Annotated in this window: 21 protein-coding genes and 1 pseudogene; 2 read left to right on the top strand and 20 right to left on the bottom strand. The window is 44.2% G+C overall.

Features of this window, described 5'->3' with window-relative positions; all coding sequences use genetic code 11:
• Positions 1 to 555: 555 nt before the first annotated feature.
• From GKG41_RS07530 to GKG41_RS07445, 16 genes and pseudogenes are all read right to left on the bottom strand, one after another.
• The gene (locus tag GKG41_RS07530; protein ID WP_173015660.1) at positions 556 to 1,608 is read right to left on the bottom strand and encodes a uroporphyrinogen decarboxylase family protein; all 1,053 of its coding nucleotides are present in this window, start codon (positions 1,606 to 1,608) and stop codon (positions 556 to 558) included.
• A gap of 14 nt (positions 1,609 to 1,622) precedes the next feature.
• Positions 1,623 to 2,830, bottom strand: a pseudogene (locus tag GKG41_RS23430) (TRAP transporter large permease).
• 65 nt (positions 2,831 to 2,895) lie between these two features.
• Positions 2,896 to 3,381 carry a TRAP transporter small permease gene (locus GKG41_RS07510; RefSeq protein ID WP_154257920.1) on the bottom strand — a complete coding sequence of 162 codons (486 nt, stop codon included), beginning with the start codon at positions 3,379 to 3,381 and terminating at the stop codon, positions 2,896 to 2,898.
• Positions 3,382 to 3,413: 32 nt separating this feature from the next.
• Positions 3,414 to 4,484, bottom strand: a complete 1,071-nt coding sequence (locus GKG41_RS07505; RefSeq protein ID WP_154257919.1) for a TRAP transporter substrate-binding protein — start codon at positions 4,482 to 4,484, stop codon at positions 3,414 to 3,416.
• A gap of 24 nt (positions 4,485 to 4,508) precedes the next feature.
• Positions 4,509 to 5,798, bottom strand: a complete 1,290-nt coding sequence (gene larA / locus GKG41_RS07500) for a nickel-dependent lactate racemase (RefSeq protein ID WP_154257918.1) — start codon at positions 5,796 to 5,798, stop codon at positions 4,509 to 4,511.
• Between the two features lie 14 nt (positions 5,799 to 5,812).
• The gene (locus GKG41_RS07495; RefSeq protein ID WP_154257917.1) at positions 5,813 to 6,559 is read right to left on the bottom strand and encodes a FadR/GntR family transcriptional regulator; all 747 of its coding nucleotides are present in this window, start codon (positions 6,557 to 6,559) and stop codon (positions 5,813 to 5,815) included.
• A gap of 236 nt (positions 6,560 to 6,795) precedes the next feature.
• Positions 6,796 to 7,509, bottom strand: a complete 714-nt coding sequence (locus GKG41_RS07490) for an IMP cyclohydrolase (protein WP_154257916.1) — start codon at positions 7,507 to 7,509, stop codon at positions 6,796 to 6,798.
• A 102-nt stretch (positions 7,510 to 7,611) separates the two neighbouring features.
• Positions 7,612 to 8,145: a hypothetical protein gene (locus GKG41_RS07485; protein ID WP_154257915.1), complete on the bottom strand. Its 534-nt coding sequence runs from the start codon at positions 8,143 to 8,145 to the stop codon at positions 7,612 to 7,614.
• Positions 8,136 to 8,771 (bottom strand): J domain-containing protein, encoded by a 636-nt coding sequence (locus tag GKG41_RS07480; protein ID WP_154257914.1) that lies wholly within the window; start codon positions 8,769 to 8,771, stop codon positions 8,136 to 8,138. Before GKG41_RS07480 ends, GKG41_RS07485 begins: the two co-directional genes overlap by 10 nt.
• On the bottom strand, positions 8,761 to 9,618 hold the full coding sequence (locus tag GKG41_RS07475) for a DUF5685 family protein (RefSeq protein ID WP_154257913.1): 858 nt from the start codon (positions 9,616 to 9,618) through the stop codon (positions 8,761 to 8,763). The genes GKG41_RS07480 and GKG41_RS07475 overlap by 11 nt, the downstream gene beginning before the upstream one ends.
• A 118-nt stretch (positions 9,619 to 9,736) precedes the next feature.
• Positions 9,737 to 10,669: a D-ribose ABC transporter substrate-binding protein gene (locus GKG41_RS07470; RefSeq protein ID WP_154257912.1), complete on the bottom strand. Its 933-nt coding sequence runs from the start codon at positions 10,667 to 10,669 to the stop codon at positions 9,737 to 9,739.
• A 12-nt stretch (positions 10,670 to 10,681) separates the two neighbouring features.
• Complete coding sequence (gene rbsC / locus GKG41_RS07465) at positions 10,682 to 11,623, bottom strand: ribose ABC transporter permease (protein WP_154257911.1); 942 nt, start codon at positions 11,621 to 11,623, stop codon at positions 10,682 to 10,684.
• Positions 11,623 to 13,110: a sugar ABC transporter ATP-binding protein gene (locus tag GKG41_RS07460; RefSeq protein WP_154257910.1), complete on the bottom strand. Its 1,488-nt coding sequence runs from the start codon at positions 13,108 to 13,110 to the stop codon at positions 11,623 to 11,625. The genes rbsC and GKG41_RS07460 overlap by 1 nt, the downstream gene beginning before the upstream one ends.
• Before the next feature lie 45 nt (positions 13,111 to 13,155).
• Positions 13,156 to 13,566, bottom strand: coding sequence for a D-ribose pyranase (gene rbsD, locus GKG41_RS07455; RefSeq protein WP_154257909.1), 411 nt, complete (start codon positions 13,564 to 13,566; stop codon positions 13,156 to 13,158).
• Between the two features lie 74 nt (positions 13,567 to 13,640).
• Positions 13,641 to 14,528 carry a ribokinase gene (rbsK, locus tag GKG41_RS07450; protein ID WP_154257908.1) on the bottom strand — a complete coding sequence of 296 codons (888 nt, stop codon included), beginning with the start codon at positions 14,526 to 14,528 and terminating at the stop codon, positions 13,641 to 13,643.
• A gap of 18 nt (positions 14,529 to 14,546) precedes the next feature.
• Positions 14,547 to 15,542, bottom strand: a complete 996-nt coding sequence (locus GKG41_RS07445; protein WP_154257907.1) for a LacI family DNA-binding transcriptional regulator — start codon at positions 15,540 to 15,542, stop codon at positions 14,547 to 14,549.
• Between the two features lie 905 nt (positions 15,543 to 16,447).
• Between GKG41_RS07445 and GKG41_RS07440 the strand changes: the two genes are divergently transcribed.
• Together GKG41_RS07440 and GKG41_RS07435 are read left to right on the top strand one after the other, a co-directional pair.
• Positions 16,448 to 16,768 (top strand): type II toxin-antitoxin system RelB/DinJ family antitoxin, encoded by a 321-nt coding sequence (locus GKG41_RS07440; protein WP_173015659.1) that lies wholly within the window; start codon positions 16,448 to 16,450, stop codon positions 16,766 to 16,768.
• Positions 16,769 to 16,884: 116 nt separating this feature from the next.
• On the top strand, positions 16,885 to 17,346 hold the full coding sequence (locus tag GKG41_RS07435) for a Fic family protein (protein WP_154257905.1): 462 nt from the start codon (positions 16,885 to 16,887) through the stop codon (positions 17,344 to 17,346).
• A 138-nt stretch (positions 17,347 to 17,484) separates the two neighbouring features.
• Here the strand turns inward: GKG41_RS07435 and GKG41_RS07430 are convergent, their stop codons facing one another.
• The 4 genes from GKG41_RS07430 to GKG41_RS07415 form a co-directional block, all read right to left on the bottom strand.
• Positions 17,485 to 18,477: a DUF4203 domain-containing protein gene (locus tag GKG41_RS07430; RefSeq protein WP_173015658.1), complete on the bottom strand. Its 993-nt coding sequence runs from the start codon at positions 18,475 to 18,477 to the stop codon at positions 17,485 to 17,487.
• 180 nt (positions 18,478 to 18,657) lie between these two features.
• Entirely contained in the window at positions 18,658 to 20,766 is a 2,109-nt protein-coding gene (locus tag GKG41_RS07425) for a GNAT family N-acetyltransferase (protein WP_154257903.1), read from the bottom strand.
• A gap of 121 nt (positions 20,767 to 20,887) precedes the next feature.
• Entirely contained in the window at positions 20,888 to 22,675 is a 1,788-nt protein-coding gene (locus GKG41_RS07420) for an ABC transporter ATP-binding protein (protein WP_154257902.1), read from the bottom strand.
• Positions 22,668 to 24,398, bottom strand: a complete 1,731-nt coding sequence (locus GKG41_RS07415) for an ABC transporter ATP-binding protein (RefSeq protein ID WP_154257901.1) — start codon at positions 24,396 to 24,398, stop codon at positions 22,668 to 22,670. The genes GKG41_RS07420 and GKG41_RS07415 overlap by 8 nt, the downstream gene beginning before the upstream one ends.
• Positions 24,399 to 24,574: the final 176 nt, after the last annotated feature.

Raw genomic sequence — 24,574 nt, 5'->3', positions numbered from 1 at the left:
CTATATCCTGGCAGAGACTCACTTCACATTCACGGAAAACGGGTGGGGAAGGTCGAGAGTTGTACACTTTTCCTCTGGTTTCACACTATTGATAACTCGATATTTTGGATAAATAGCCCCCCCTGGAACTTCCCCATACCCAGGTGAGAGGAATTCTGTGGCGGTGGGCTGGCTGGTTCGGGCGGGAGGGAGGCTTAAGTTCCGGGGACGATTCCGCAGGAGTGAGTAGAGAGTCTTAGGCAAAACCGGGATTCACGCTGGAGATTTTTTCGGCAGTCAGGGCCGAAAAAAAGTGAGCATGGGCAGAGAATGCACATCAAGCATTCTTTGCACATACGAACGGTGCTCCGGCGGGGATTCCGGTTTTGTCTTAGACTCTCTTCTCGACGGAGGTGTCCCCGGAACTTAAGCCTCCCTCCCGTCCGAACCAGACGGACCGCTGCCGCGGGATTTGTCTCACCGTCCCCCTGCCACCTACACCTGCCGTCCTGAATCACCTTGAGCCGAAGTCCAAGTGCTACACCCCTAAATCCCAATTAGTAACAACTGCCCCATCTAATAAATATACCTATACCTCTCCACAGCCCTCCCCATCTCAATCACATTTTCAGGCGAACACCATGCCGGAATGCTGTTTGAGTCTGATAGGATATACCCTCCCCCAGGTCCCAGCAAATCAATGCAGTTTTTAACTTCCCGATCAACCTCCCCCAAAGGGGCATCTTTCAGAATGTAATTAATATCCACATTCCCTACCATACAGAGCTTTTCCCCATATGTCTCCTTCAGCCATCTGGTATCCATAGATCCTTTTTCTATGGGATGAATGCCGTAAGCTCCGATATCCACAATATCATCCAATAGCAGCTGATAATTTCCATCGCTGTGATAAATCCACGGCTTGCTTATGGTGGATGCTGCCTTTTTCATATTATCCTTGAAAAACTTCCTGAACATATCCGGGGATATCAGAAGACTTGAAGTAAATGCCACATCGTCGAAGGCCCAGAAGAAATCAAAGTCCAATTCACTGAGATTTTTGTTCATTCTGCGGCTCCAGTCTGTAAACATTTCAATGGTTCTGGGCAGCGTCTCATCTTCATCTGCGTAGAATGCGGCAATATTTTCCATTCCCATACTCAGGAGTGCAGGAGAAACTCCCAGCCGGATTCTGGCGCCCATGGCGAAGTCCCCTTTATAGCGTTTTATCATCTCATCAACAGATTTCAGAAGCTTTTCATCGTCCGGATCAGGCATCTGGATCTGTCTTAGTGCGTTCTCTCCGTCTATCAGTCCCTGACTGACACAAGCATCTCCGTCTTTTACCACCCAATTCACAAACATGGGAGGCAAAACCTGTATCTGAATAGCGTCCAGTCCAATCTTTTTGGCCGCTTCGGGTATTACTGTCAATGCCGGTACTACCTGTGCATTCTCTGCCGGACTGCCGAGCCATCCTGCATTATTCAGACCGTTGTAGGTAGGCTCCTCTATTTTGTGTCTGACTATCTGTTCCTGAACATTTATCATAACAGTGTTTAAAATAAACGGTACTTTATCCGGTTTGCCCCCTTTAAGAGCTGTCACAACACGTTCCGCATTTTGCATATGTATTCCTCCCATCAAAACAGTAATTTCGGTAAAAACATTGATACCGGTTCACAAAATACTGTAATTAAAAGTGCAATTACCAGGGCCGCAAAAAATGGCCACAATTTTTTGCTGAATTCCCCGATAGAACAGCCGCTGATTCCGCATCCGATATACATGCACATTCCGACAGGGGGAGTAATCAGGCCAATACAGAGATTCAATATCATAAACACACCGAAATGTACGGGGCTAATTCCCAAAGTTGTCATAAGCGGCAACAAAACCGGCGTCATTAAGAGCACTATTGCAGTTGTTTCCATAAAACATCCCAGCACTAATAGTATTAAGTTCACCAGCAGCAGAATAATAACCTTATTGTCAGTGACAGAGAGCAGTGCCTCACTGAGGATAGTAGGTATGCGCTCTTTTGTCATCAGCCATCCAAGCACCCCGGCTGCGGCAATTATAATTGTAACCTGAGCGGTTTGTTTGAATACCTGCCGGCAGATAGGAAGAACATCTTTTAATTTTAGTTCCTTATAGACAAATTTACCTACCAAAAATGCATATAATGAGGCAATTACTGCTGCTTCCGTAGGGGTAAATATTCCAGTCAGCATACCGCCTACAATCAGAATCGGCATTAACAGGGCCCAGAGAGCATCCAAAAACGCTTTGCCCCTTTCTTTTCAGGTAGCCTTTGGATCTTTCGGCCACTTTTCTTTTTTAGCTATAATCCCGGTTATCAGCATCAGCATGACTCCCATGACAATACCCGGGAAAAATCCCGCAATCAGAAGCTGACCCACGGATACGCTGGCCGTAACCCCATAGATAACCATCTGTATGCTGGGAGGGATAATAGGCCCGATGGTAGCTCCTGCTGCCAGTATCACTGTGCTGGTGGCTACAGGATATTTTTTTCCTTCATTCTTGGCAAAAGAACGGTTCCCAGCATAGAGGCATCCGCATAGGCAGAACCTGAGATCCCCGCGAACAGCATACTTGCCAGTATCATGACCTGGGCAAGTCCCCCCTTAATATGACCCACTAAGGTAGACGCAAATTTTATGATGCGGTTGCTGATGCCTCCATGATTCATAAATTGCCCTGCCAGTATAAAAAAAGGAATGGCCAGCTGTGAAAAAGAATCTACGCCATACTGCATACGCTGGGCCACTATTTGAATGGGCATTTCCGTCTGCAGTCCAAACACTACAGCTGAGGATAATACCATAGCTATAGCTATAGGTGCCCCAAGCAGCATCAGGCCAAAAAATAAAATAATAAGAAGTGCCATGCTCAATCCTCCCCTCCTCTGCTGAATGCGCCCTTAACATCCTGAACAATATTCCACAGGGAAAAGAGAATTATTAGCAAGGCTCCCAGCAATACGCTAAAACCTATATAGTTCATGGGTATGTGCATGGCAGTAGAAAAAGATCCTTCTGCCACATCCATAGACGCCTTCGCCGATATAGTAAGAAAAACAGAAAATCCCAGTATTATCACATCGAGAATAAGCTGCAGGATTTTTCTTATTCTTATGGGCAGATTGTTGAAAATAATTTCAACGTATAAGTGCCCCCGCTCATATATTAGCAGTGCAGCGCCCAGAAATGTTATGTACACAAACAGATATCTTGCAAATTCCTCCGTCCATGTCAGCGGGGAGTTAAATATATATCTCATAATCACCTGAAGCAGGACAACAACCGTCATCAGCAAAATCATTAAACCGCCTATCCATTCAAGTCCCTGTGACATTTTCTGAATGATTTTTTTCATATGTCAGCTCCTTTCGAAGGTTCCTGCAGTATTTACTTGTACGACATTACCTTGTCATATAAGCCGTCTCCCCATTCATTCACCATATCAGGAAGCATTGGTTCCACTGCATCACGGAATGGCTTTAAGTCAGGCTCATATACCTTAACCCCTTCCTCTTTCATCATCTTCAGATACTCCTCTTCCTTTTCGTGCAACAGATCATTCTGATAATTTCCTGCATCCACGGATGCTTCTTCCAATATTTTTTTCTGTTCATCAGACAGCATATTGAATTTCTGATCGTTAATCAGTACAGTCATTACAGAATACACATGATTTGTCATAACCAGATTCTTACACACTTCATAAAATTTATTGTCGTAAATCCAATCCAAAGGACACTCCATACCGTCAACAACACCTTGCTGCAGTGAGGAATATGTCTCGTTAAAGGCAATGATTGTAGGCTTTGCGCCAAGAAGTTCATACCCTTTTAAATAGGAATCTATTTCCGGCAAACGGATTTTTACCCCCGCAAAATCCGGCAGATCTTCCACATCCTTAGAAAAGATACTCTGTCTTGTACCCCGTTCCCAGTTTTGAGTAAGGACGCGCACTCCCGTCTTATCCAGAAACTTATCCGCAATTTCCTGCCCTAATTCCCCTTCCGCTACCTTTTTTAAATGTTCCTCGCTCTCAAACATATACATCGCATCGAAAATATAATATTCAGGAAGATAGAGTGCCGAAATTCCAGCCGCAGGAATTCCCATATCAATAGTGCCTCCCACGATTCCTTCCAGAATATCTCTGTCCGCACCCAACTGGCTGGCAGGATAGTTCGTGATCTTTATGGAACCCCCGGACCTTTCCTCTACCAGTTCTATAAAGTGCTCTACTGCAAGGTTCGAGGGAGATTCTAAGGCTCCAATATGAGCAATAGAAAGTTCTACTGTATTCTCTCCGGAAGACGCCTTGTCTGACGCCTGGGCTGTGTCTTCTTTTTTCGCTGTATCTGCATCTGATTTAGAGTTTCCAAAGCATCCTGTCAAAAGCCCGCAAGTCAACGCTGCCATACATATTACCGCGGTAATTCTAAAAAACTTCTTATTGTTTTTCATATAATCTCTCTCCTTTTCATCTTCTCAACCCAGACACCGTATTTCATCATTTACTACCGGAATTGTGACCGGGCCTTCCGGCATCACTGTCACACTTGCCCCAGTTCCTTTAATTAAAAAAGCTTTTTTCACAGCTTCCTCTATACTGACTGCATGAATTAGAAAAAGCTTTTCGGAAAGTGCTTGATCAATGCCGTCACTTACCAGAATTATTTTATATTTTTTTAATGCTCTGGCAAGAATCTGCACCTGCCATTTGTCTGCCGTTGACGGCGGAGATGACATTTTGCAGTGCAGTTCTTCAACGCTGCGGCAGGAAAGAATCAAATCCTCAAAGTTTTTATGACCTACTTTTTCCATGCACTCTGCAGCAACTATTATTACCCCTCCTTCCTTTACAATCTTTGATGCTGTATCTATCCCTTTTACAACCTGGTACAAATTTCGGTCTAATGGATAGCCGTTATTAGTGGCGATGACAATATCCGTTCGTTTTGCCGCAACTGACATCATTCTCTTAACATATTCACATCCGCATGTGTGGGCTTTCACCGGATCTCCCGCAAAAGCCCCCACAATCTTTTTACTGCGATCCAGCGCCACATTTAATATAAATGCAAGTTTTCCCATTTTAGCCGCCTCCTGGCACTCTTTATGTATGGGATTGCCATCTAAGTTAGCTCCTGTTGCATATGGGCTTGCTATATTTTCAGGCCTGTGATTATGTAATATTGTCTCTTCTCCTGCAACCCCCGGCAGTATACTTTTTCGCCCTCCGCTGTAACCGGCAAAAAAATGAGGTTCTATAAAGCCCTCTGAGATGATTAGGTCATGCTCCACAAGAAGCTTGTTCAGCCAAAGTACATTTCCCGATGACAGTCTGCCAAAATCAACTAACTGTGTACGATCCGAAGCATTATGATTCACTATTCTGTATTTGCTGCAGATTTCCTCCCCAAATTGTTCCCGCATTTCTTCTTCTCTCATCTCCCTGTGGAGACCATTGGCAATCAAAATAGTAATATCATAATACCTTTCATCCCAATAAAAACTCCTTATGATAGCAGGAATCGTTATTTTACTTGGCATTGGACGAGTATTATCATTGGTTATAATCAGAATTTTCTTCACGCCTTTTGTAAGTTCTTTTAAACTTATAGAGCCCATTGGATGCTCCAAAGCTTCTCTTACAATCACTTCCTCATCCCGTTCATTTAGAACAGGATTTGGTTCTACGAGCTGGACACTGCCCAATTTGTTCAGATCCAGCTCAATAAATCTTTTCCCATAAGGTAATTTTTGCACACGTCCCATAATTTAACCCCACTCTAATTTTCTACTTTAATATAATCCGGTGCACCTTCCTCGTTAAACTGCTTAATTAAGGCCAGTTTTCTCTGCTCTACATGGTTCTCCATAACAATCCTGGCTTTCTCCTCGTTATGTTCTCTAATTGCTTCCACAATCTCTATATGCTGTTGTAAAGAACTTTCTACTGTAGAGAAAGAAAGATTGCTCTGTGTAATATAATTTTTAAGGATATCTTTAATTGTTTTGTAGGTAGCAGACATAATGTGATTTCTGGACATTTCTCCAATCATCTCATGAAATAAAATATCCAATTGGTTAAAACGGTTGGTATCTTTATGATTCACCACCTCCCTCATTTTCCGCAACAGCTCATCTAAAGTCTCTAGTTCTTCTTCCGTCCGATTTCTGGCAGCAAGTCTGGCATTCCCGGATTCTACAAACAGCCTTGCATCATAGATTTGGCTAATCCCCAGATTATCCAATACAATAGCAGAGAAAAGTGGTTTCATCATTGTGCCGAAGTCAATTCTGTTTACAAAGGTTCCCTCTCCCTGCTTTATTGTTACAACCCCAAGCATGTTAAGCTTTTTAAAGCTTTCCCGGATTGTCACACGGCTTACGCCAAAATAATCCACAAAATAATGCTCCGGCGGCAGCTTCTCATTCTCCGAGTACTCACCTCTGCTGATCATTGATAATATTTCCTCTACTACAATATCACATTTCGTTTTTGCCTGAAGCATCCCTGACTTTTTCCCTGCCATATCATCACCATCCAAGTTCCTTTATAGGCCGATAATATCATAATACCTTTAACGTGTCAATATATTTTGAACTGTTCTCTATAAAATGTAACTTATCAGACTATAGTTAACGCTTACTGTATTATTTCTATTCTTTATTTGTTTTTCCGCACACCCTTCTTAAAAAGGGACAGGCCGGATCGATTTGGGGACGTGTTCCTTTTAGAAAGAACACGTCCCCAAATGCACCAAACTTATTATTTATTCTTATTCACAATTCTTGTCTCGTAGTCCCCTGTAGTAATATCAATAAAACGTACGAACAGGGATACTTTATTGTCTTCATTCAGGCTGGTCCATAACGTATCGGTAAAGGCGTCAATGTCATCCGGAATATCAACCAGGGTGGGCTCTCCCTCAAAGCTTGGGAGAGGATTGCCGTCACATTTATATGTATGGATAAAGTGTCCTTCCCCTGCTGCTGCATTTTCATAGGCAAAGGTATAACGGTTGCAGGAATCAGGGTTTCCGTTGTTGCTTTTTAAGATAGACATTGCATAGCTGTATGTTCCGTTTTCTACATGCATAACACCGGAGATCCTGGGGGTATAATTGGGTGCGTCCGGCTCAAATTCTCTGGAGCGGAGAGACTGCTCAAAGGTCATCTGCCGATCCATTCCCTCGTAGATTGTATCTGTCTGATCTCCGTTTGTGACAATGGTCTTATTGCCCAGCACTCTTACAGGTGCATAGATAATGAGACTGGGATCCTGCATTTTAGAAGGGTCGTAAGCCTGGGTGCGGATTCCCTCCCCGTCTTCTACGAAGATACGGTTTCTGCTGTTCTCACTTCTTCCCATAATAAAGTAAGCTGCCACTGCCTTTGTTCCGTCAGCGGATCGTCCAAGAACAATACCGCGTCCCGGATATGCATTCTCCTGTAATTCCTTTGCGATTGACACCATTTCCATAAATTTCTCTCCTTTTTTGCATTTGTTGGTAATGTTTTCATGTTCTTTTTATAATACCATTCCCTGTGAAGGAATAATATGCAGCAACACAATCAGCCTAACCTAAAGCCCCAGACGCTTTCTGAATTTATTCCACACCTGCACCTGAAAATATTCGTACGCCCTGTCAAATATAAACAAAACCACCTGACCGCCTGCGATAAAAGCCAGCATTACTCCTCCATGCACTTCCCCTGCAAATAAGAGTTTGGGAAAGAAGTACAGCATGGGAAGGTACATAACATTAAAAACCAGATATTTCATAATCCAGAAAACCGCTTTTCTGTTTTGAAACCGTTTGGTTTTTCCCAGGGCCACCCAGGATACCTCTACCATCAGGACATAGAATCCCATGGCTGCGAAGGTAATACAGTACAGCTTGTTAGGGGCAACCAATACTCCTAATATAATGGCCGCAATATAAAATGCCACTCCCATCCGCAGATTAAATTCACGGATGATAATTCCCACAAAAAAAGATGCGGCAGCTAAAAGAAACAGTGTATTAGTCTCAATGATGCCGCTGAGCACAATGAATACTACCGCAAGGGCCAGCGACAGGCCCCCAACTGCCATCCTCTTTCCTTTTAAATACATGGACAGAGATCTCCTCCCATACATTCACAGCAACTGTCAGCACACCACAAATCACAGCAGAAATTCCCGGTAGAATATGCCGGCCGGCCGCCCCCGTAGCTGTTCGTCTGATACCTCTGAGAACTCCACTGGAGCTGATTCAGAAGGTTCGTATATTCCGGATTGTTGGGTTCCATATTCACAGCCTGACGGGCATGATTCAAAGCCTCCACATTATTCCCGATTCCTGCATTGGCTGCAGCGCTGCAGTAGTACCATCTGGCACTTCTTCTGCTCATCCGGGTCAAAACGTTCAGGGCCTCCCGGTAATGGCGGGAGTTTATATAATTCACAGCCGCATTCAGCTGTACCATATCCTCACTGCTGTCCTGGCTGTAGCTTGTGCCGGCATCCTGATAACCGCTTTGGGAATACCCTGCCCCGGCATATCCGCCCTCTCTGTCTTTCATAATTTGATCGTAGGCTTCCTGCACCTCTTTAAATTTCTCCTCCGCCAGGTCTGCCAGAGGATTATCCACATAAGAATCCGGATGATATTTTCTGCTTAGATCCCTGTAAGCCTTCTTTACTTCATCATTGGAGGCATTTGGTGAGATTCCCAAAATGCTGTATGGATCATTTACCATTTTTTTGTTCCTTTCCTTCTTTCCTGTCTTTTTGAATTTTATCATATTTAGTCCAGACGCCTGCATACAGGATATTCCTCAGGATATCCGCGTCTAACAGGCAGGGCAGCTTTTCAAACTCACTGCTGCATTCTGCCATCATCATGGTCATCATCTGCCGGCACTCTTCTTCATAGACTTCATTTTCTTCTTTTTCATAAAGGAAATTCAGAGGATTGTAATTTCCTTTCTCCCTGTCTTTTTCCAAATCATCATAGGCATCCATAATGTAGATAAATTTCCCCAGATAAAAGGCAAGCCTTCTAAGGCCTTCCTCCCACTGATCCCTTCGGTAGATAAAGAGCTCTTCCATAAGCCTTCCGAAACATCCTGCCACTTTATCAATACTTGTCTCATTTGCCTCTTCACAGCGGGACAGTTCTTCCAGACAGGTGTAAATTTTCTTGCATTTTTTCGGATATTTTCTGATGACCCCGGACGCTTTGCTTTTTAAAGCATGAATCCCGGAGAGACCGGTTAGTTTTCTTTCATCCTTCCAGTCATCCAGGAAATGATAATAGGCTAAAAGCAGATTCATCTCTGCGGCATATTCCGTAATTTCATTCTGGAGCATCCCGGTCTTTTTCACCGGATGCACTTTACAGTGTTTCATAGACATCCTGGACTCACTTTCATACAAAGATGTCAATAAAAGGGTAACAAAAGTAAAATCATACGTCAGAGTCATCTGCCCAGTAAACCCGTATTTTTCTTTCAAGGTCTGGCACAGGCCGCAGTAGTATGCTTTATACTTATAGTAGTCCTTTACTTTCAGCTCAGGTTTATAAATCGTAACATATCCAAACATCTATCAGTTCTCCACTTATTTTTAGCCTTTATACCGGATTATACTACATAATTATTTAAAATACAATTTAGGACGTCATTTTTTCATAAAAACAACGTCCTAACCTATTTTTCTTCTGCTATTTTATAAGTTCTACTTCTACCGGTATGGATGGATCTACCGTTTCTCCTGCCAAAATCTGAAGTGCAGCTGCAACAGCGGTTTCCCCCATCTTGTCAGGCTTCTGAGCAACTGTTGCTGCCATCTTCCCTGCTTTTACAGCCTCCTGGGCATCATCCGTGGCATCAAATCCTACCACTTTAATATCTTTTCCTGAGGCGGCAATGGCCTCCACAGCCCCCAGCGCCATCTCATCGTTGTGGGCAAATACCCCTTGAATACTGCTGTCTGACTGGAGAATATTTTCCATTACCGTCATGCCCTCCGCACGGTTAAAGTTTGCAGTCTGACTTGCCACCACATCAAAAGCCGTATCTGCCACCTGATGGAATCCCTCTCCTCTGTCAATGGTGGCAGATGCCCCCGGTACGCCTTCCAGTTCCGCAACCTTGGCGCCTTTTCCGATGAGCTCTTCCAGATACTCAGTTGCCATTTTGGCACCCGCCACATTATCAGACGCAATCTGACAGTCAACCTCCACTCCGTTTACTACCCGGTCAACGGCAATGACCTTAATCCCTTTGGATACCGCATTTTTTACAGCCGGGGCAACTGCGTCGGAATCCACCGGATTCACAATCAATACCCCTACATTTCTGGAGATTAAATCTTCTATGTCACTGGTCTGCTTCGCCGCGTCATCCCCTGCATCTACCACGATCAGGTTTGCTCCCTCTTCTTCCGCCTTAGCTTTAGCCCCGTCTGCCAGAGATACAAAAAATGGATTATTCAGGGTTGAGACAGAAAAGCCAATGGCATTCCCCCCTTTTGCAGAACCTTCTGAGGTATCCTCCCCATCGATCGTAATCGCATTGCAGCCCGCAAGGCCGGCTGCCAAAGCGATGGCTGCCGCAAATACCGCACATTTTTTAAGGAACGTAAATCTTTTCATGAGTTCTTCCCCCTATCTTTTTCTATCAGATAATACAGCTACAAGAATAACCAGGCCTTTGATAACATCCTGATAGTAAGAGGATACCCCCAGAATGTTGAGACCGTTGTTCAGCACCGCTATAATCAGCACACCAATAAATGTTCCGTAAATCTTACCTCTTCCTCCGCTCATACTGGTTCCGCCCAAGGCTACCGCAGCGATAGCATCCAGTTCATACCCGTCCCCCAGTGTGGGCTGGGCCGATCCTAATCTGGAGAGAAGAATCAGTCCGGAGAGTGCTGCCATAAGGCCGGAGATACCATACACGATAATCTTTGTCTTATGTATATTTACCCCTGCCAGCTTCGCAGACTTCCAGTTGCTGCCGGTTGCGTAAACCCGTCTTCCAAACGTTGTCTTGTTCAGCAGAAAGAAGAAGATCAGGAAAATAAGAATCAGAAGAATGACTGGGATAGGTATATGATAAAAGTTCCCTTTTCCTACTAATTTAAGGACAAAGCTGTCACCCAGATTGGAAATGGGTTTTCCATTGGTAAAGATCATAGTCAGTCCCCGGTACACGGTCATAGTAATCAGTGTAGCGATAAACGGCTGGAGACGTCCCTTTGTAACCAAAACACCGCTGACAACACCCAGGGCGGCTCCCAGGATAAGAGCCAGAATCATAGCCAGACCTGCCGGAACTCCGGCTGTAATCATACCTGCACACAGAGCCGTACTGAGCGCCAGCACGGAACCTACAGACAGGTCAATGGCATCTGTGAGAATTACACATGTCATACCAAATGCAATCAGTCCGTTGATGGAAGACTGACGCAGCAGTGATAAAAAGTTGGACCAGGTTCTGAATTCAGGGCTTGCGATACTGATTCCCAGGATTAATACCACCAGAGCAATCAGAGCTCCGAAGTCCTGGGCATAGTTTAAAACTTTTTTCTTATTTTCATTCATTATAAGGTACCTCCCGTAGCTAATGTCATTACTTTTTCCTGATTTGCCTCTTCCTGAGCAATGATTCCCCGAATCAGCCCTTCCCGCACAACCATAATCCGATCGCTCATTCCAAGTATTTCCGGCAGTTCTGATGATACCATGATAATTGCTACGCCCTTGGCTGCCAGCTCATTAATAATACTGTATATTTCCTTTTTTGCGCCTATGTCCACACCCCTGGTTGGCTCATCCAGTATCAGAATTCTGGGATTCGTATAAATCCATTTGGCAAAGACTACCTTCTGCTGGTTTCCTCCGCTTAAATTATTGCATTCGTGGAAAGGACCAAAGCATTTGATGCGGAGCTCTTCTATCGCCTTGCCCACAAGTTCATCCTCCGCCGCTCTGCTGATAACTCCGGCCTTTCCTGAGATCCGCCCCAGATTTGCCAGGGAGATATTATTTTTGATGCTCTCTTCCAGCATAAGCCCCTCGGTCTTTCGGTCTTCTGTGATAAAACCAATGCCTTGCTCCATAGCGTGAAGCGGATTCTTTATCGTAGCCTTCCGGCCGTCAATATAAATATTTCCCTGATCCCAGGACAGATTTCCGAAGATAGTCTGCATGATCTCCGTCCGGCCTGCACCCATCAGGCCGGATACTCCCAGCACTTCACCGGCGTGCACAGAAAAGTTCACATCCTGAAACACTCCCTTTTTTGTCAGTCCTTCAACCCGGAGCATCTCTCTTCCTATGGTAACCTCCCTTTTCGGATAACGCTCTCCGATTTCACGCCCTATCATCATTTTAACAATTTCATTCATATTCGTCTCAGGAATGTTCTTTGTCCCTATATAGGATCCATCCCGAAGCACGGTGATCCTGTCGCACAATTCAAAAATCTCTTCCATCCGATGAGAGATATAGACAATAGACACCCCTTTTTTCCTCAAAGACTGAATCACCTCAAAAAGCACTGCCGTCTCGCTCTGGGTAAGGGCAGCGGTAGGTTCATCCATAATAATCACCCTGGCATCCACCATAAGGGCTTTGCAGATTTCAATCATCTGCTGCTGTCCCACAGAAAGCTCAGACATTACCCGATCAACGGGAATCTGAACCCCAAGCTTTTCCAGGGTTGCTTCCGCTTTCTTTCTCATGGCCTTCTGATTGCACATCCCCAGCCGGTTTCTAATCTCTCTGCCCAGAAACAGATTCTCTTCCACTGTGAGGTCAAACAGTACATTTAATTCCTGATGGATAAACACAATGCCGGCTCTCTCGGCCTCCTGAGGGTTCTTAAACAGCACTTCCTTCCCGTCTACGGTTACCGTTCCCCCATCTCTGGTATACACTCCTGTAAGAATCTTCATTAACGTAGACTTGCCGGCGCCGTTTTCCCCCATTAATGCATGTACCTCGCCGGGAGCCAGCACAAACCCGGCATCCTTCAGCACCTGATTCTGTCCAAAGGATTTGTCAATCCCCTTCATCTCTATCTGCATGGCAACTTCCTCCCTTCCTTCTTGCTGTCCTATACAGCATTCTAACTACGAAAATATACAGCCAGACTGCAAAATAATATTCGCATAGGGCGTTGTCTCACCGGTACGAATTACTGCCCTGCATTGTTTTGTCTGCTTTTTTAGTTCCTCATGGGAAACAAACTCCACGTTGAAACCGGTTTCTATAACCTGAAAAAGTTCCTTAATCTCGCTCAGAATAGCTGGATTCTTTTCTTTTATTTCTTCAGCCAATACAATCTTTTCTACTTTCATGTCTTCTGAAACCGCTTTCAAAACTTCCATAAAACCAGGTTTTCCCAAAGTCAGCGCCAGGTCTATTCTCTCCGTCTCATCGGGGACAGGCAGACCACAGTCCCCTACTGCAATGGTGTCTGTGTGTCCCATATAGCTGAGCACCCTGGATATATCGCTGTTTACTATTCCATGTTTCTTCATCCTTTTTCCTCCGCTTTCTCTGCCGGTATCTATTTCTCCCATAAGAAATCTATACCGGCCTTAGATTTTACCTTTTATGCTTCCATTTCCTTGATTACTTCTTCCAGAGTAGGCATACCGCCCTGTGCCCCGAACTTTTCTGTGGACAGGCTGGCAGCTGTATTGGCCAGTTTCAGTGCACTTTCTATATCCCTGCCTTTTGCAATCTCTACGGTGAAAGCTCCGTTGAGCGTATCACCCGCCCCTGTGGTATCCACTACATCTGCCTTTCTGGCTGGGACCAGGAGAATCTCACCAGTTTTTCTGCAGGTAATAACACCTTTGGAGCCCAGGGTAATCACAAGCTTTTCCGGATATTTTTTCAGGAGTTCTTCTGTGGAGCACTCATTTCCAAATAAAATAGCCGCCTCGTGTTCATTAGGGGTAAGGTAGGTAACCTTTTCCAGAATCCCCTGCTTTACCGGCCTTGCAGGCGCAGGATTCAGCACCACTTTAATCCCCTGCCCGGTGCAGATATCAACCACATATTCTACAGTCTCCTGAGGAATTTCATGCTGCAGCAGCACGATATCGCACTGGAAAAGTTCCTCTTTTATACTGTCCACATATGCTCTATCCACGCAGTTATTAGCGCCTGCCACCACGATAATGGTGTTGTCATTCTCTCCCACTGTAATCAGGGCGATGCCTGTGGGAACATCCTTCACAATTCTGATATGACCAGTACTGACACCTGCCTCCTGCATGTTCTTTATGAGCTTCTGTCCTGCCTCATCATCGCCCACACATCCGAACATCTCTACCTCTGCTCCCAGCTTTGCCATTGCCACAGCCTGATTGGCCCCCTTGCCTCCGGGGATATAATGAAGCTCGTCTCCCTTTAAGGTCTCCCCTTTTAGCGGAATTCTCTCCGCTGTTACTGTCATGTCCATGTTAATACTTCCCACAACTGCTGTTTTCATTATATTTACTCCTTTTCTTTATTTATTCACCGGCTTATCCACGGTGGTCTCTCTCGGAATCAATCTTACCGGGAACACATTCTGCCGCCGGATCTCTCTTCCTTCAATATGATCTGTAAGTACCTTGACCGCCTCCTGCCCCATCTGGGCAATGGGCTGTTCTATGGTAGTAATCTCAGGGGTAAACAGTCTGCTCAGATTTATATTGTCAAATCCAATCAGCTGAATATCCTGGGGAATCCGGTATCCTTTCTTTGCCAGCACTTTGTATACGGAGATGGCTACCATATCATTTGCCGCTATAATTCCATCGGTCTCCGGATAATTCTCTATGAGTTCTTCCGCCTTTTTTAACCCGTCCTCATAATCATACTCACACTCTAATGTAACCGCTGTCACGTTTCTTTCTCTGCACACATCTGTGTATCCCTGAAATCTCTGTCTGGCACTGGAAAAACGGCTTGGGCCGCTCATCTGCACAATGTTTCTGCATCCACAGTCCAGAAGATGTTCCATCGCCATGCGGCCCCCCATGTAATGGTCTGACTGGATGTATGCAATCTCACTTCCGGTTCCCACCTGACGGTCCAGCATAATGACCGGTATCTGACACTTTCTTACTTCTTCTTTTATCTCCTTCTGATTCGTCATAAGTATGATGCCATCTGCATTCATTCTGCTCAGGAGATTCATATTCCGTTTTTCCTTTTCCAAATCATTATTAGAATTGCATAATGTCAGTCGATACCCCTTTTTGTCACACTCCTCTTCGATTGCCCCTGCCAGTTCATTGAAAAATGGATTCTCGATATTTGGCACAATCACCCCTATAATCCTAGAGGACTTTTTATATAAGGAGCGGGCTACCTCATTGGGTTTGAAACCGGTTTCTTTTATGGCCTGCTCAACCCTCTGCCGCTTCACACTGTCCACATTCGCTGTTTTGTTCATTACTCTGGATACTGTTGCCGGAGATACCCCTGCCAGCTTTGCCACATCCCGAATACTTGTCATTTTGTACTCCTTTTATGTCACTTTGTTATTTGAAACCCGTTTCAAGATGATTTTATTATAAATCCTGACGATATATCTGTCAATGTTGATTTTCCAATTTATACTTTTTTTGCTGTTTTGCATAAATTTTATAAAGCTTCTTCCTACTTAACCACTGATTTTTTATGTACTTTTCATAGGATCAGATAAAATATATCTGCAGACAAAAGCAAGATGGGCATCGACTATTATTTATCGATACCCATCTCACTTTGATTCTTCAATCATTCTTGTACCTCTTTCTCTATAAAACCTTTTCTCATCTTTCACTAGGATTATGTGGTTGACATCACCTTTCTCCATTAAAAAGTATAAGTAAAGTTTTACAGTTCTTTGGGTTTGTTACTTTAAGGTTTTGGCGGTCCGTACCTCCTTATCTTAAATTGAATAACAAAAGGAATAAAGCATTTAATCTGTTATTTATTTCTTTTGTTATTTTATATTGTTATATTAACCCTTTTATACAATTTTGTCAATACTTATTTATATTTTTCATTATTTTATCTGTTTATTAACCGGATACACTACTTTATACATGGTGTTGGCTGACATGCAGTATACCTTGTAATATCCCGGCGGAAAAACTATAATTATAAAATATTTGAGTATGTAAGGGAATATAACCCCACTCTTTCCCTTGTTCCTCCTTATTCTTCCTCTGGTGGATTTTGTTCTACCTGAAGATGGAGCAAAACAATATCGGAAAATTTATTGCTGCCCGCAGAAAGGAACAGGATATGACACAAATGCAGTTTGCTGAAAAGCTCGGGGTGATAAATAAAATGTATTGATAATGTCACTACAAAATGATATACTTAATATATATAGAATTCAATTGTTATTTGACTATATCAGGAGGTATTTTTATGGAGAAAACATTTTTACAGGTGCGTACTGATGCTAAAGATAAGGAACAGGCCAGTGCCATTCTTGAAGAACTTGGAACTAATTTGTCATCAGTTGTCAATATGTTATTAAAACAAATTATATTAACAAAAAGTATTCCTTTTGAAATAAAAATTCCACGTTTATACACATCTGAAGAACAGGTTTCCGAAGTCAGTGCTTCAATGGCAATGGAACAAATGCCGCTAGACAGGGAAGATATAAAATTGTTGAAAGAATATCAGAAAACTAAGGACAAGGACACTATCAGGCAGCAGATTTTGGAGAACTATAAGGAGTGATAAATGAGTGATAAAATCTACTGCTATCCTAATTCAGATGTTTTGATTAACAAATTGAACGTTCAAGACAGTGATAAGCTTCCCGAAGTAGAACGGAAATTGACAATGCTTCATTAATGGATTTGCTGGAGAAACCAGTAACAGGTAAATTTGATTTTGAGCACTTGCGAAATATTCACAAATATATATTTCAAGATATATATTCCTGGGCTGGGAAAATCCGTACAGTTGATATTGCAAAATCAAATATGTTTTGCAAAGTACAATTCATTGAAATGCAGGCAAGTGAACTATTTAGAAAATTACAGAATGATGATTATTTAAAGCGACTCTCCAAAGAGAAATTTGTTCAAAAAGCAGCCTATTATTTTTCAGAAATAAATGCACTCCATCCATTTAGTGAAGGAAATGGGAGAACCCAGAGGGAATTAATACGGCAATTAGCATACGAATCAGGTTATATTCTGCATTTTGCTGTCATTTCTTATACTGCCATCCAGAACCATTGCAGACCGGTCAAAGCGGCAATGGTTTCCTGCCGTCTTCCGCTTGTACGGCGCAATTCTATGTATTGTTAGCGCCCTATTCATTTATGCCGTATTGTCAGGGAAAATCATATTGCCTTTGTTTAAGTAAACCTTACACACGACGGTAAAATAAAGGCCGTCGTGTGCCCTGTCACACGTGAGAACAGAGTGATGATGGTTTACAATGGCTTATTTTTCCTCCTGATCCTCATAAATCTTTTGTACATCTTTTGAGATCATCTTTGCAATCTCGTCCATATCCAAAGGATTCTCATACCCATCCCGGATTCTGTCCTGACGGTTCTCAGAAAGACAAGACTCTTCCAAACGCTCGTCTTCCGGTTCCGAATTTAACTTGTTTCGGTTTGAAGTTTGAGGCCTCTCAGAGTTTGTTCCGCTTTTTTTCTTAGTGCCTCCTGTTCCCCTGCTCTGCCGGCTGGTGGAAGTCTGAACATTCTCTGAGGTATCCGCCTTTCCCCGCTTCTTCTTTTTTTTCTTCCTGCGGGTAGGCAGGTAATCCCTTAGGCTCCTCTTTTTTCTCCGGCTGCGTCCCCGGCTTTTGCCGTCTCTGTGAAAGAGGGACTGGGAATCTTTTTCAAACTCCTCTTTTCCTCTCTTAGTCCCAAGCTGATATTGAAACAGGATCCCCAAAGCTGCAAGGATCAGTCCCACCAACACTGCAAGAATCCCCGCCTCCCGGCCGGTCATTGTAAATAAAAGCCTGGAAGCTCCAAAGCCTCCGCAGATTCCCGTTGTCAGAATCACAATAATTCTCTCATACTGGAGCGCCAGAACACCTACCACCACTCCTGCAACGATGCAAATCCCTCTAGCCATAGAGGTATCGGCTGAGAAAAGCTGTCCAAGCATCCAATAGGTCAGCCCCCCGCACAGAACAAAGAGTCCCAGACGATAGATTTGGAATGCAAATACCGCCAAAAGAATCGCTCCGCCTGCAGCAATGGCAGCTGACAGCTTCACATCCTTTAAAAAGTAATACCCCGCAGCACCTCCTGCTGCAGCACCTGCCAGCGCACCTACCAGGGTAATCCATACCTTTCTCAGTTTATACCCGAAAAAACAGTTCAAAAGTGCGAATACAATTCCCACTGTCATCAGTATACTGCTGTACTTATTGGTCAATCCCCCCAGATCTCCCAAATATTTTCCTATGTAGTTCATGATTTCCTCCCTTCGTAAAGTGCTTGTGCACTTACAGCCGATGATGCTCCCCTGTTTTTGCACCGGCATTATTTATACTCCTGCAAATGGCCCCCATCTGCTTCTGCCTTCTAAGCAGAATACAGAAGCAAAGGTTCCATTTATTCAACAGTTTACCCTATAAGGAGAAAAATTTCAATCTTAATAGTATTCCTGGATATCGTTATTCAATTTTGGAAAAAGGCTTTTTAAGGGCTCCCCCTCAAGCGCTCCGCCGCGTACGATTGCTCCCCGGGTCAGTAATTCTTCAAAAGAGGAGGAGCCCATCAGCAGCTGTGTAAAGCTTTCAATTCCCATACAGTAATCCCACTGGACCTCCTCTCCAAGCCTCTGAGACTCCTTCTTTCCGTCCGTCTCCCAAAACTTGAATACGGCATTATTCCACTCCAGAAGCTCATCCTCTATACGGATGATCACAGGTTCTTTCATGGCAAGAACTGCAAACTCCCGCCAGGCCTGTATTACATCCACAACTCTCGCCATCAGAAAAGGCTGTAAGGTGCATACACTTCTGCCGGGATTCAGATAGCAAAATGTTGTATCCCCGCTTTCTGCCGCCCACTCTGCCTTAACAATATGAGAACGGTGTCCGTAAATGAAGTCCAGACACTCCCGTTTTGCCTGCTCGCCTGTATATAGCATCTCATGGATGCGCATCACCGTACCCTCTATAGAGTATACCATATATGCCTGTTGGACTTCCTTCCCGGAAAGGACATAGCAGACTGCATGTTCCAATTCCCAGCTTTCCGTTAGAAGCTCCCATTGCTCCTCCCCTCTTAGAATACCGCCGTTTCTGCCGTTCTGATAGGATTGATAAATGTTCTGCATCACCTGAACTGCGTCCTTCATCCGAACCCGGCGAAAGGTCCCGTGTTCCTGTGCCGCCCCTCCCAGGTGCGGCTTTCTGGCATAGTTTAAGTCCCAAGGGTCTATCACATAGTTTTGTTTAAAATAGCAGAAAGTCCACTGCAGAGGAAGGTAGAAGCCAGGCGAGAATGGCATCAGAAGGCTGATACAGCGCTTTTCTCTGCGCATTTCTTCCATACTGTACTTCAGGAGTTTTCTTCCCACTCCGCCTCTGCGGTATTCCGGAGCAGTATCCAGCCCCACCACATAAGAGGCCCTCATTTTTTTTCCTCTTACTAAGAGTTCATAGGGAATCATCTGAACACTTGCGGTCAGATCCCCATTTAAAAAAGCGCCAAAGGTTCTCTCTGTCCTGTAATATCTGCTGAAATACCATTCTGTAAATTCTCTGGTATCAGTGAAGCAGTATTCCCACAGTCGCTTCACCTCCTCCTTATCTTCGTCCGATGCTCTATGACAGTAAAGTGTATCTTTCTCCTGGTACTCCGCCTTCCATTTCCTGGCGAACGCAGTAGGATAAAAAGAAAGCTTCGCTTTTCTCAGACCTTCATCTCCCATATCCTCTTCCCGGTTTACATACAGGATATCCGGCCATTCATGAAGGAGATACTCCTGATGAATCACCCCGTATAAACCAGGTATCTCTACGTTTGCTTTCTCTATATGAATCAGAACAGTGTCCTTATTCAGCTGCTCTCCTATGGTAAATGCTTCAATTTTTCCATTTACCCTCATAGCTCCCCCTGTGCATTTTAGCTGCTCCCAACTGGAAAAAGCTTCATAAATGGCTTTTTTTTCGCAGTACAGCTCTCTGTCAAAGTCGCTCTTGCACTGCCGGTAAAAGCACCAGCGCTCCAAAAATTCTTTTACCTCCGGAATGTTCTCCGCGGTAATCTTCTCATATCCATAATCTGAATATCGTTTTTTAAACTGGTTGATGTGATTGCGCTTACCGTGATATTTCTTTCCTTTTAAAAGCCTGAGATCTTCTCCCCGGTAGATATAATCAAATATTTCTCTCTCCTCCTCCATCCAGAACCAGCCGGGCACCTCTTTCTTCAGTGCTTCAGCTGCCGCTTCCGGAATGGCCCGGATTACAAATGGCATGGCTTTTTCCTGAAAATATACTTTCAGAAGTTCCATTACTTTTTTCAAATCTCCATCCTGATAATTACCGAACGGCGGTAAAATCCAGCTTTTTCCTCTGACCGTGGTCAGAATCACCAGATACCCTTCCACAATCGCCCACTGGACATGATAGCATTTTCTCCATATAAATAAATTTGTAAAACTGCATTCTGAATTATTTGCCTGAAGTCTCTCAAAGTAACTGTTTATCATATCCTGATCCTCCAGGGTGAGATCCCGAAATGTAACCATAATTTCCTCCAATCCCAAGTATGTTCTACTTAACAGCTTAACCAGATTAAATTTTCCTTATACCATAAGAAAAAGAACTTCCTGTGAGCGTCACAGAAGTTCTTTTTCTTTTTCTTATCTTCTATATCTGTTTTCCCGCAAACTGGGAATTGTAAAGCTGTTCGTAGAACCCATGTGCCGCCAAAAGAGACGCATGTGTTCCCTGTTCAACAATATTTCCGTCCCGGATCACAAGAATCATATCCGCATTTTTAATGGTAGACAGCCGGTGGGCAATCACAAAGCTGGTTCTTCCTTCCATAAGCCTCTGCATGGCATCCTGCAGTATCCGCTCGATTCTGGTGTCAACTGAAGAAGTAGCCTCATCCAGGATCAGGATATCCGGGTCCTTTAAGATAGCCCTGGCAATGGTTAGCAGCTGTTTTTCTCCCTGAGAGATGTTACTTCCTTCCTCGTCAATTACCATATCATATCCTCCCGGAAGAGTCCGTATAAAGTGATGGATATTAGCCGCCTTTGCCGCGTCGATGACCTCATCTTTTCTGGCATCCAGACGCCCGTAACGGATATTATCAAATATACTTCCGGAAAACAGCCAGGTATCCTGCAGAACCATTCCGAAGATATTCCTCAGATCCCTCCGCTTCATATCTCTGATATCAACACCGTCAATTCGTATGCTGCATTTGTTCACATCGTAAAAGCGCATCAAAAGATTAATCAATGTGGTCTTTCCCGCTCCGGTAGGCCCCACAATGGCAACCATCTGCCCTTTCTTTACCTCAATGGTAAAGTCCTGGATCACCGGGCGTTCTCTGTATCCAAAGGAGACATGGTCGAAGGTAACATTTCCCTCCGCCTTTTCCAAAATCACAGGCGGATCGGCCTCCTTCACCTCTTCCTCTTCCCTGAGAATCCCGAATACCCTGTCCATGGCCGCAAAGGCTGCCTGAATCTGGGCAGACAGCTGGGAAACCTGAGACAGAGGATCGTTGATCTGCCATACATAACGGATAAAGGCCTGGAGATTCCCTATGGTAATCACGCCGCTTAACGCAAACAGTGCACCGGTTACAGCTATAGCGCCTATGGTCAGATAAGTAACCAGTGAGATTAGAGGGGAAAGCATGGAGGAAAGGAACTGGGCGGAAAAAGCATGCTTCCGCAGTCTGTCGTTGATCTCCTCGAATTCCCTTACAGAGTCTGCCTGACGGTTAAACAACAGAATCTCCCGAAAGCCGGTGTACATTTCAGTAATAGCACCGTTCAGCTCTCCCATAGAATTCTGCTGGGCATTAAACTGCTTCTGACTTTTTTTTATGATAAACCTGGTAATCAGAAGACTAAGAGGGATAATAACCAAAGCCATACACGCCATCACAGGCTGTATCGTAAACATCATAACAATTGCCAGGATTAAAGTGAGGATCCCGTTGATGATCTGCATGAAACTCTGCTGCAGTGCATTAGATATGGTGTCAATATCATTGGTAATCCGGCTCAGTACGTCCCCAAAGCTGTTGGAATCAAAATACCGGACCGGAAGTCTTCTCACCTTATCCTGCACCGCATTTCTCATATCGTGCATAGCATTTTGTATGGAATTCGTCAGCATAATGGCGCTGGCTGCCTGAGCCAGCGTTTTTACAAGATAAATCACAGCCAGCACGGCCAGGATATGCAATACGGTTTTAAAATGGACGCCGGCTCCCGGCAGTTTCTGCATGAGATCCGAGGCATCCTTTGCCAGCTGTGTTGTAATCATACCTTCTATTCTTGGAGCTGTAGTCATAGCTGCAATGGAGATGATTCCCATAAGTACAGCTCCCCAGAACCCCCACTTGTAAGGGGCGATAAAAGGACTCAGCTGTGCGATATTATCTTTTAATTTCTGTAGCTTTTTATGCATTCGCCAATTCCTCCTCACTCAGCTGGGAGACTGCGATTTCATGATAGATGGAGCAGGATTTCAGCAATTCTCTGTGGGTTCCCATCCCCACAATCTTTCCTTCGTTGAGCACGACAATCTGGTCTGCGTCCATAATGCTGGCAATCCTCTGAGCAACTACCATGACAATCGCATTCCTTGTCTCCTTCTTCAGTTCTCTTCTCAGGGTCGCATCTGTCTTAAAGTCCAAAGCAGAGAAGGAATCGTCAAATATATAAATCTTCGGACGCTTTACCAGTGCCCTGGCAATGGAAAGCCTCTGTTTCTGTCCGCCGGAGATATTCGTGGCACTCTCAGTGATATTCTCGTCAAAGCCGCCCTTTTCCATAATAAAGTCATAGGCCTGGGCAGTCCTTGCCGCCTGCTCTACTTCCCGATCTGTGGCATCTTCTTTGCCGAATCGGATATTGTCGGCTATGGTTCCCCTGAATAACATGGTTTTCTGAGGAATAAAGCCAATGGCATCCCTCAGGGAAGCCAGATTAAAATCTCGGATATCCCTGCCGTTGATTCGAATACTCCCTCCGCTCACATCATACGCTCTTGGAATCAAATTGATAAGCGTGCTCTTACCGGAACCCGTGCTGCCGATAAAGGCAATGGTCTCCCCCTTTTTGGCAGAAAAGGATATATCTTTCAGAACTGCTTCTTCTCCGTCTGGATAGACAAAGGTAACGTGATCCCACACCACCTCTTCCACTTCCCCCTTGAGAGGGATGCCGTCTTCCTGATTCTTAATGGCAACCTCCTGATTCATTACTTTCTCAATCCGTTTTGCGCTGACTCTTGCCCTGGGGTACATCATGAATACCAGGCAGAACAGCATAACGGAAAACATAGCATGGAACAGATAATCCATAAAGGCTACCAGCTGCCCGATTTCCAGATGACCCGCGTGTATCATATTGGCAGCTACCCAGAAGATACCCATCCCAGCTATATTCATCAGAAAAAAGAAAATAGGCTGTGTCAGGGACATGAGCTTGAAGAGCTTTTTCGAATACTTCATATACTGATTATTCGCCTCATTAAACCGCTTCTGCTCATATGGATCATTGTTAAAAGCCCGGATCACCCGGATTCCGCTCAGGTTTTCCTTGGATATTCGGTTAATTGCCTCCATGGACAGCTGCTGATTCTCACTGAGCGGCTCGGAGATTTTTGCCACCACCAGCACCCCAATGATAATCACCGGAACCGTAGAGATAATGATCAGGGACAGGGGCAGAGAAGTCCGAAGTACCAAAGTAAAGCTAACGAATATCATCACAGGTGTCATAAGTGCTGTTCTAAATAGAATATTCATAAACATTTGAATCTGAAACGCGTCATTGTTCGTCCTTGTAATCAGTGATGCCGCCCCGAATTTTTGATACTCACGGTTGGAAAATCCCTGAATTTTACGAAACATATCATTCCTGATATCGCAGGTGATCCCCGTGGAGATAAATGCACAGCAGTATCCCATCAGGATCGTTCCTCCCACTCCCACAATAGATATGATTACAATCACTCCCCCCATCTTTAAAATATAAGACGGATCGTTTGTGGTCACTCCTTTGTCGATCATCTGGGCCACGATAGTGGGAATCCCCAGTTCCACTAAGGCGAAGCCAAAGACCGAGAGAAGATTCAGCAGAAAGACTTTTTTATAGTTTTTCAGATACTTTGCTATGAGTCTCATTTTTCTTCCTCCCTTCTTTTCTCACAGAAACTCTCAAAAGCGGTCAAAAAAATAGGCACATGGGAAACTGAAAGTTTCTGTCCTGCACCCTATTCCATCAGATGAAGCCACTTTATGAGTAGTAGTTCTATTATAACGAGTATTCCCATTTATTACAATCCCTGAAATATAAAAAT

This window comes from Lactonifactor sp. BIOML-A5, from assembly GCF_009677585.1.
GTDB lineage: Bacteria > Bacillota > Clostridia > Lachnospirales > Lachnospiraceae > Lactonifactor.
This window is presented reverse-complemented; position numbering and strand designations above follow the sequence as displayed.

Coding starts and splice junctions, on each gene's coding strand:
- GKG41_RS07435 (WP_154257905.1), top strand. CDS start 16,885: ATGGATTTGCTGGAGAAACCAGTAACAGGTAAATTTGATTTTGAGCAC.
- GKG41_RS07420 (WP_154257902.1), bottom strand. CDS start 22,675: ATGCATAAAAAGCTACAGAAATTAAAAGATAATATCGCACAGCTGAGT.
- rbsC (WP_154257911.1), bottom strand. CDS start 11,623: ATGAATGAAAATAAGAAAAAAGTTTTAAACTATGCCCAGGACTTCGGA.
- rbsD (WP_154257909.1), bottom strand. CDS start 13,566: ATGAAGAAACATGGAATAGTAAACAGCGATATATCCAGGGTGCTCAGC.
- GKG41_RS07415 (WP_154257901.1), bottom strand. CDS start 24,398: ATGAGACTCATAGCAAAGTATCTGAAAAACTATAAAAAAGTCTTTCTG.
- GKG41_RS07505 (WP_154257919.1), bottom strand. CDS start 4,484: ATGAAAAACAATAAGAAGTTTTTTAGAATTACCGCGGTAATATGTATG.
- GKG41_RS07530 (WP_173015660.1), bottom strand. CDS start 1,608: ATGCAAAATGCGGAACGTGTTGTGACAGCTCTTAAAGGGGGCAAACCG.
- GKG41_RS07470 (WP_154257912.1), bottom strand. CDS start 10,669: ATGAAAAGATTTACGTTCCTTAAAAAATGTGCGGTATTTGCGGCAGCC.
- rbsK (WP_154257908.1), bottom strand. CDS start 14,528: ATGAAAACAGCAGTTGTGGGAAGTATTAACATGGACATGACAGTAACA.
- larA (WP_154257918.1), bottom strand. CDS start 5,798: ATGGGACGTGTGCAAAAATTACCTTATGGGAAAAGATTTATTGAGCTG.
- GKG41_RS07425 (WP_154257903.1), bottom strand. CDS start 20,766: ATGGTTACATTTCGGGATCTCACCCTGGAGGATCAGGATATGATAAAC.
- GKG41_RS07430 (WP_173015658.1), bottom strand. CDS start 18,477: ATGAACTACATAGGAAAATATTTGGGAGATCTGGGGGGATTGACCAAT.
- GKG41_RS07445 (WP_154257907.1), bottom strand. CDS start 15,542: ATGACAAGTATTCGGGATGTGGCAAAGCTGGCAGGGGTATCTCCGGCA.
- GKG41_RS07495 (WP_154257917.1), bottom strand. CDS start 6,559: ATGGCAGGGAAAAAGTCAGGGATGCTTCAGGCAAAAACGAAATGTGAT.
- GKG41_RS07460 (WP_154257910.1), bottom strand. CDS start 13,110: ATGCAGATAGAGATGAAGGGGATTGACAAATCCTTTGGACAGAATCAG.
- GKG41_RS07510 (WP_154257920.1), bottom strand. CDS start 3,381: ATGAAAAAAATCATTCAGAAAATGTCACAGGGACTTGAATGGATAGGC.
- GKG41_RS07475 (WP_154257913.1), bottom strand. CDS start 9,618: ATGTTTGGATATGTTACGATTTATAAACCTGAGCTGAAAGTAAAGGAC.
- GKG41_RS07490 (WP_154257916.1), bottom strand. CDS start 7,509: ATGGAAATGGTGTCAATCGCAAAGGAATTACAGGAGAATGCATATCCG.
- GKG41_RS07480 (WP_154257914.1), bottom strand. CDS start 8,771: ATGGTAAATGATCCATACAGCATTTTGGGAATCTCACCAAATGCCTCC.
- GKG41_RS07485 (WP_154257915.1), bottom strand. CDS start 8,145: ATGTATTTAAAAGGAAAGAGGATGGCAGTTGGGGGCCTGTCGCTGGCC.
- GKG41_RS07440 (WP_173015659.1), top strand. CDS start 16,448: ATGGAGAAAACATTTTTACAGGTGCGTACTGATGCTAAAGATAAGGAA.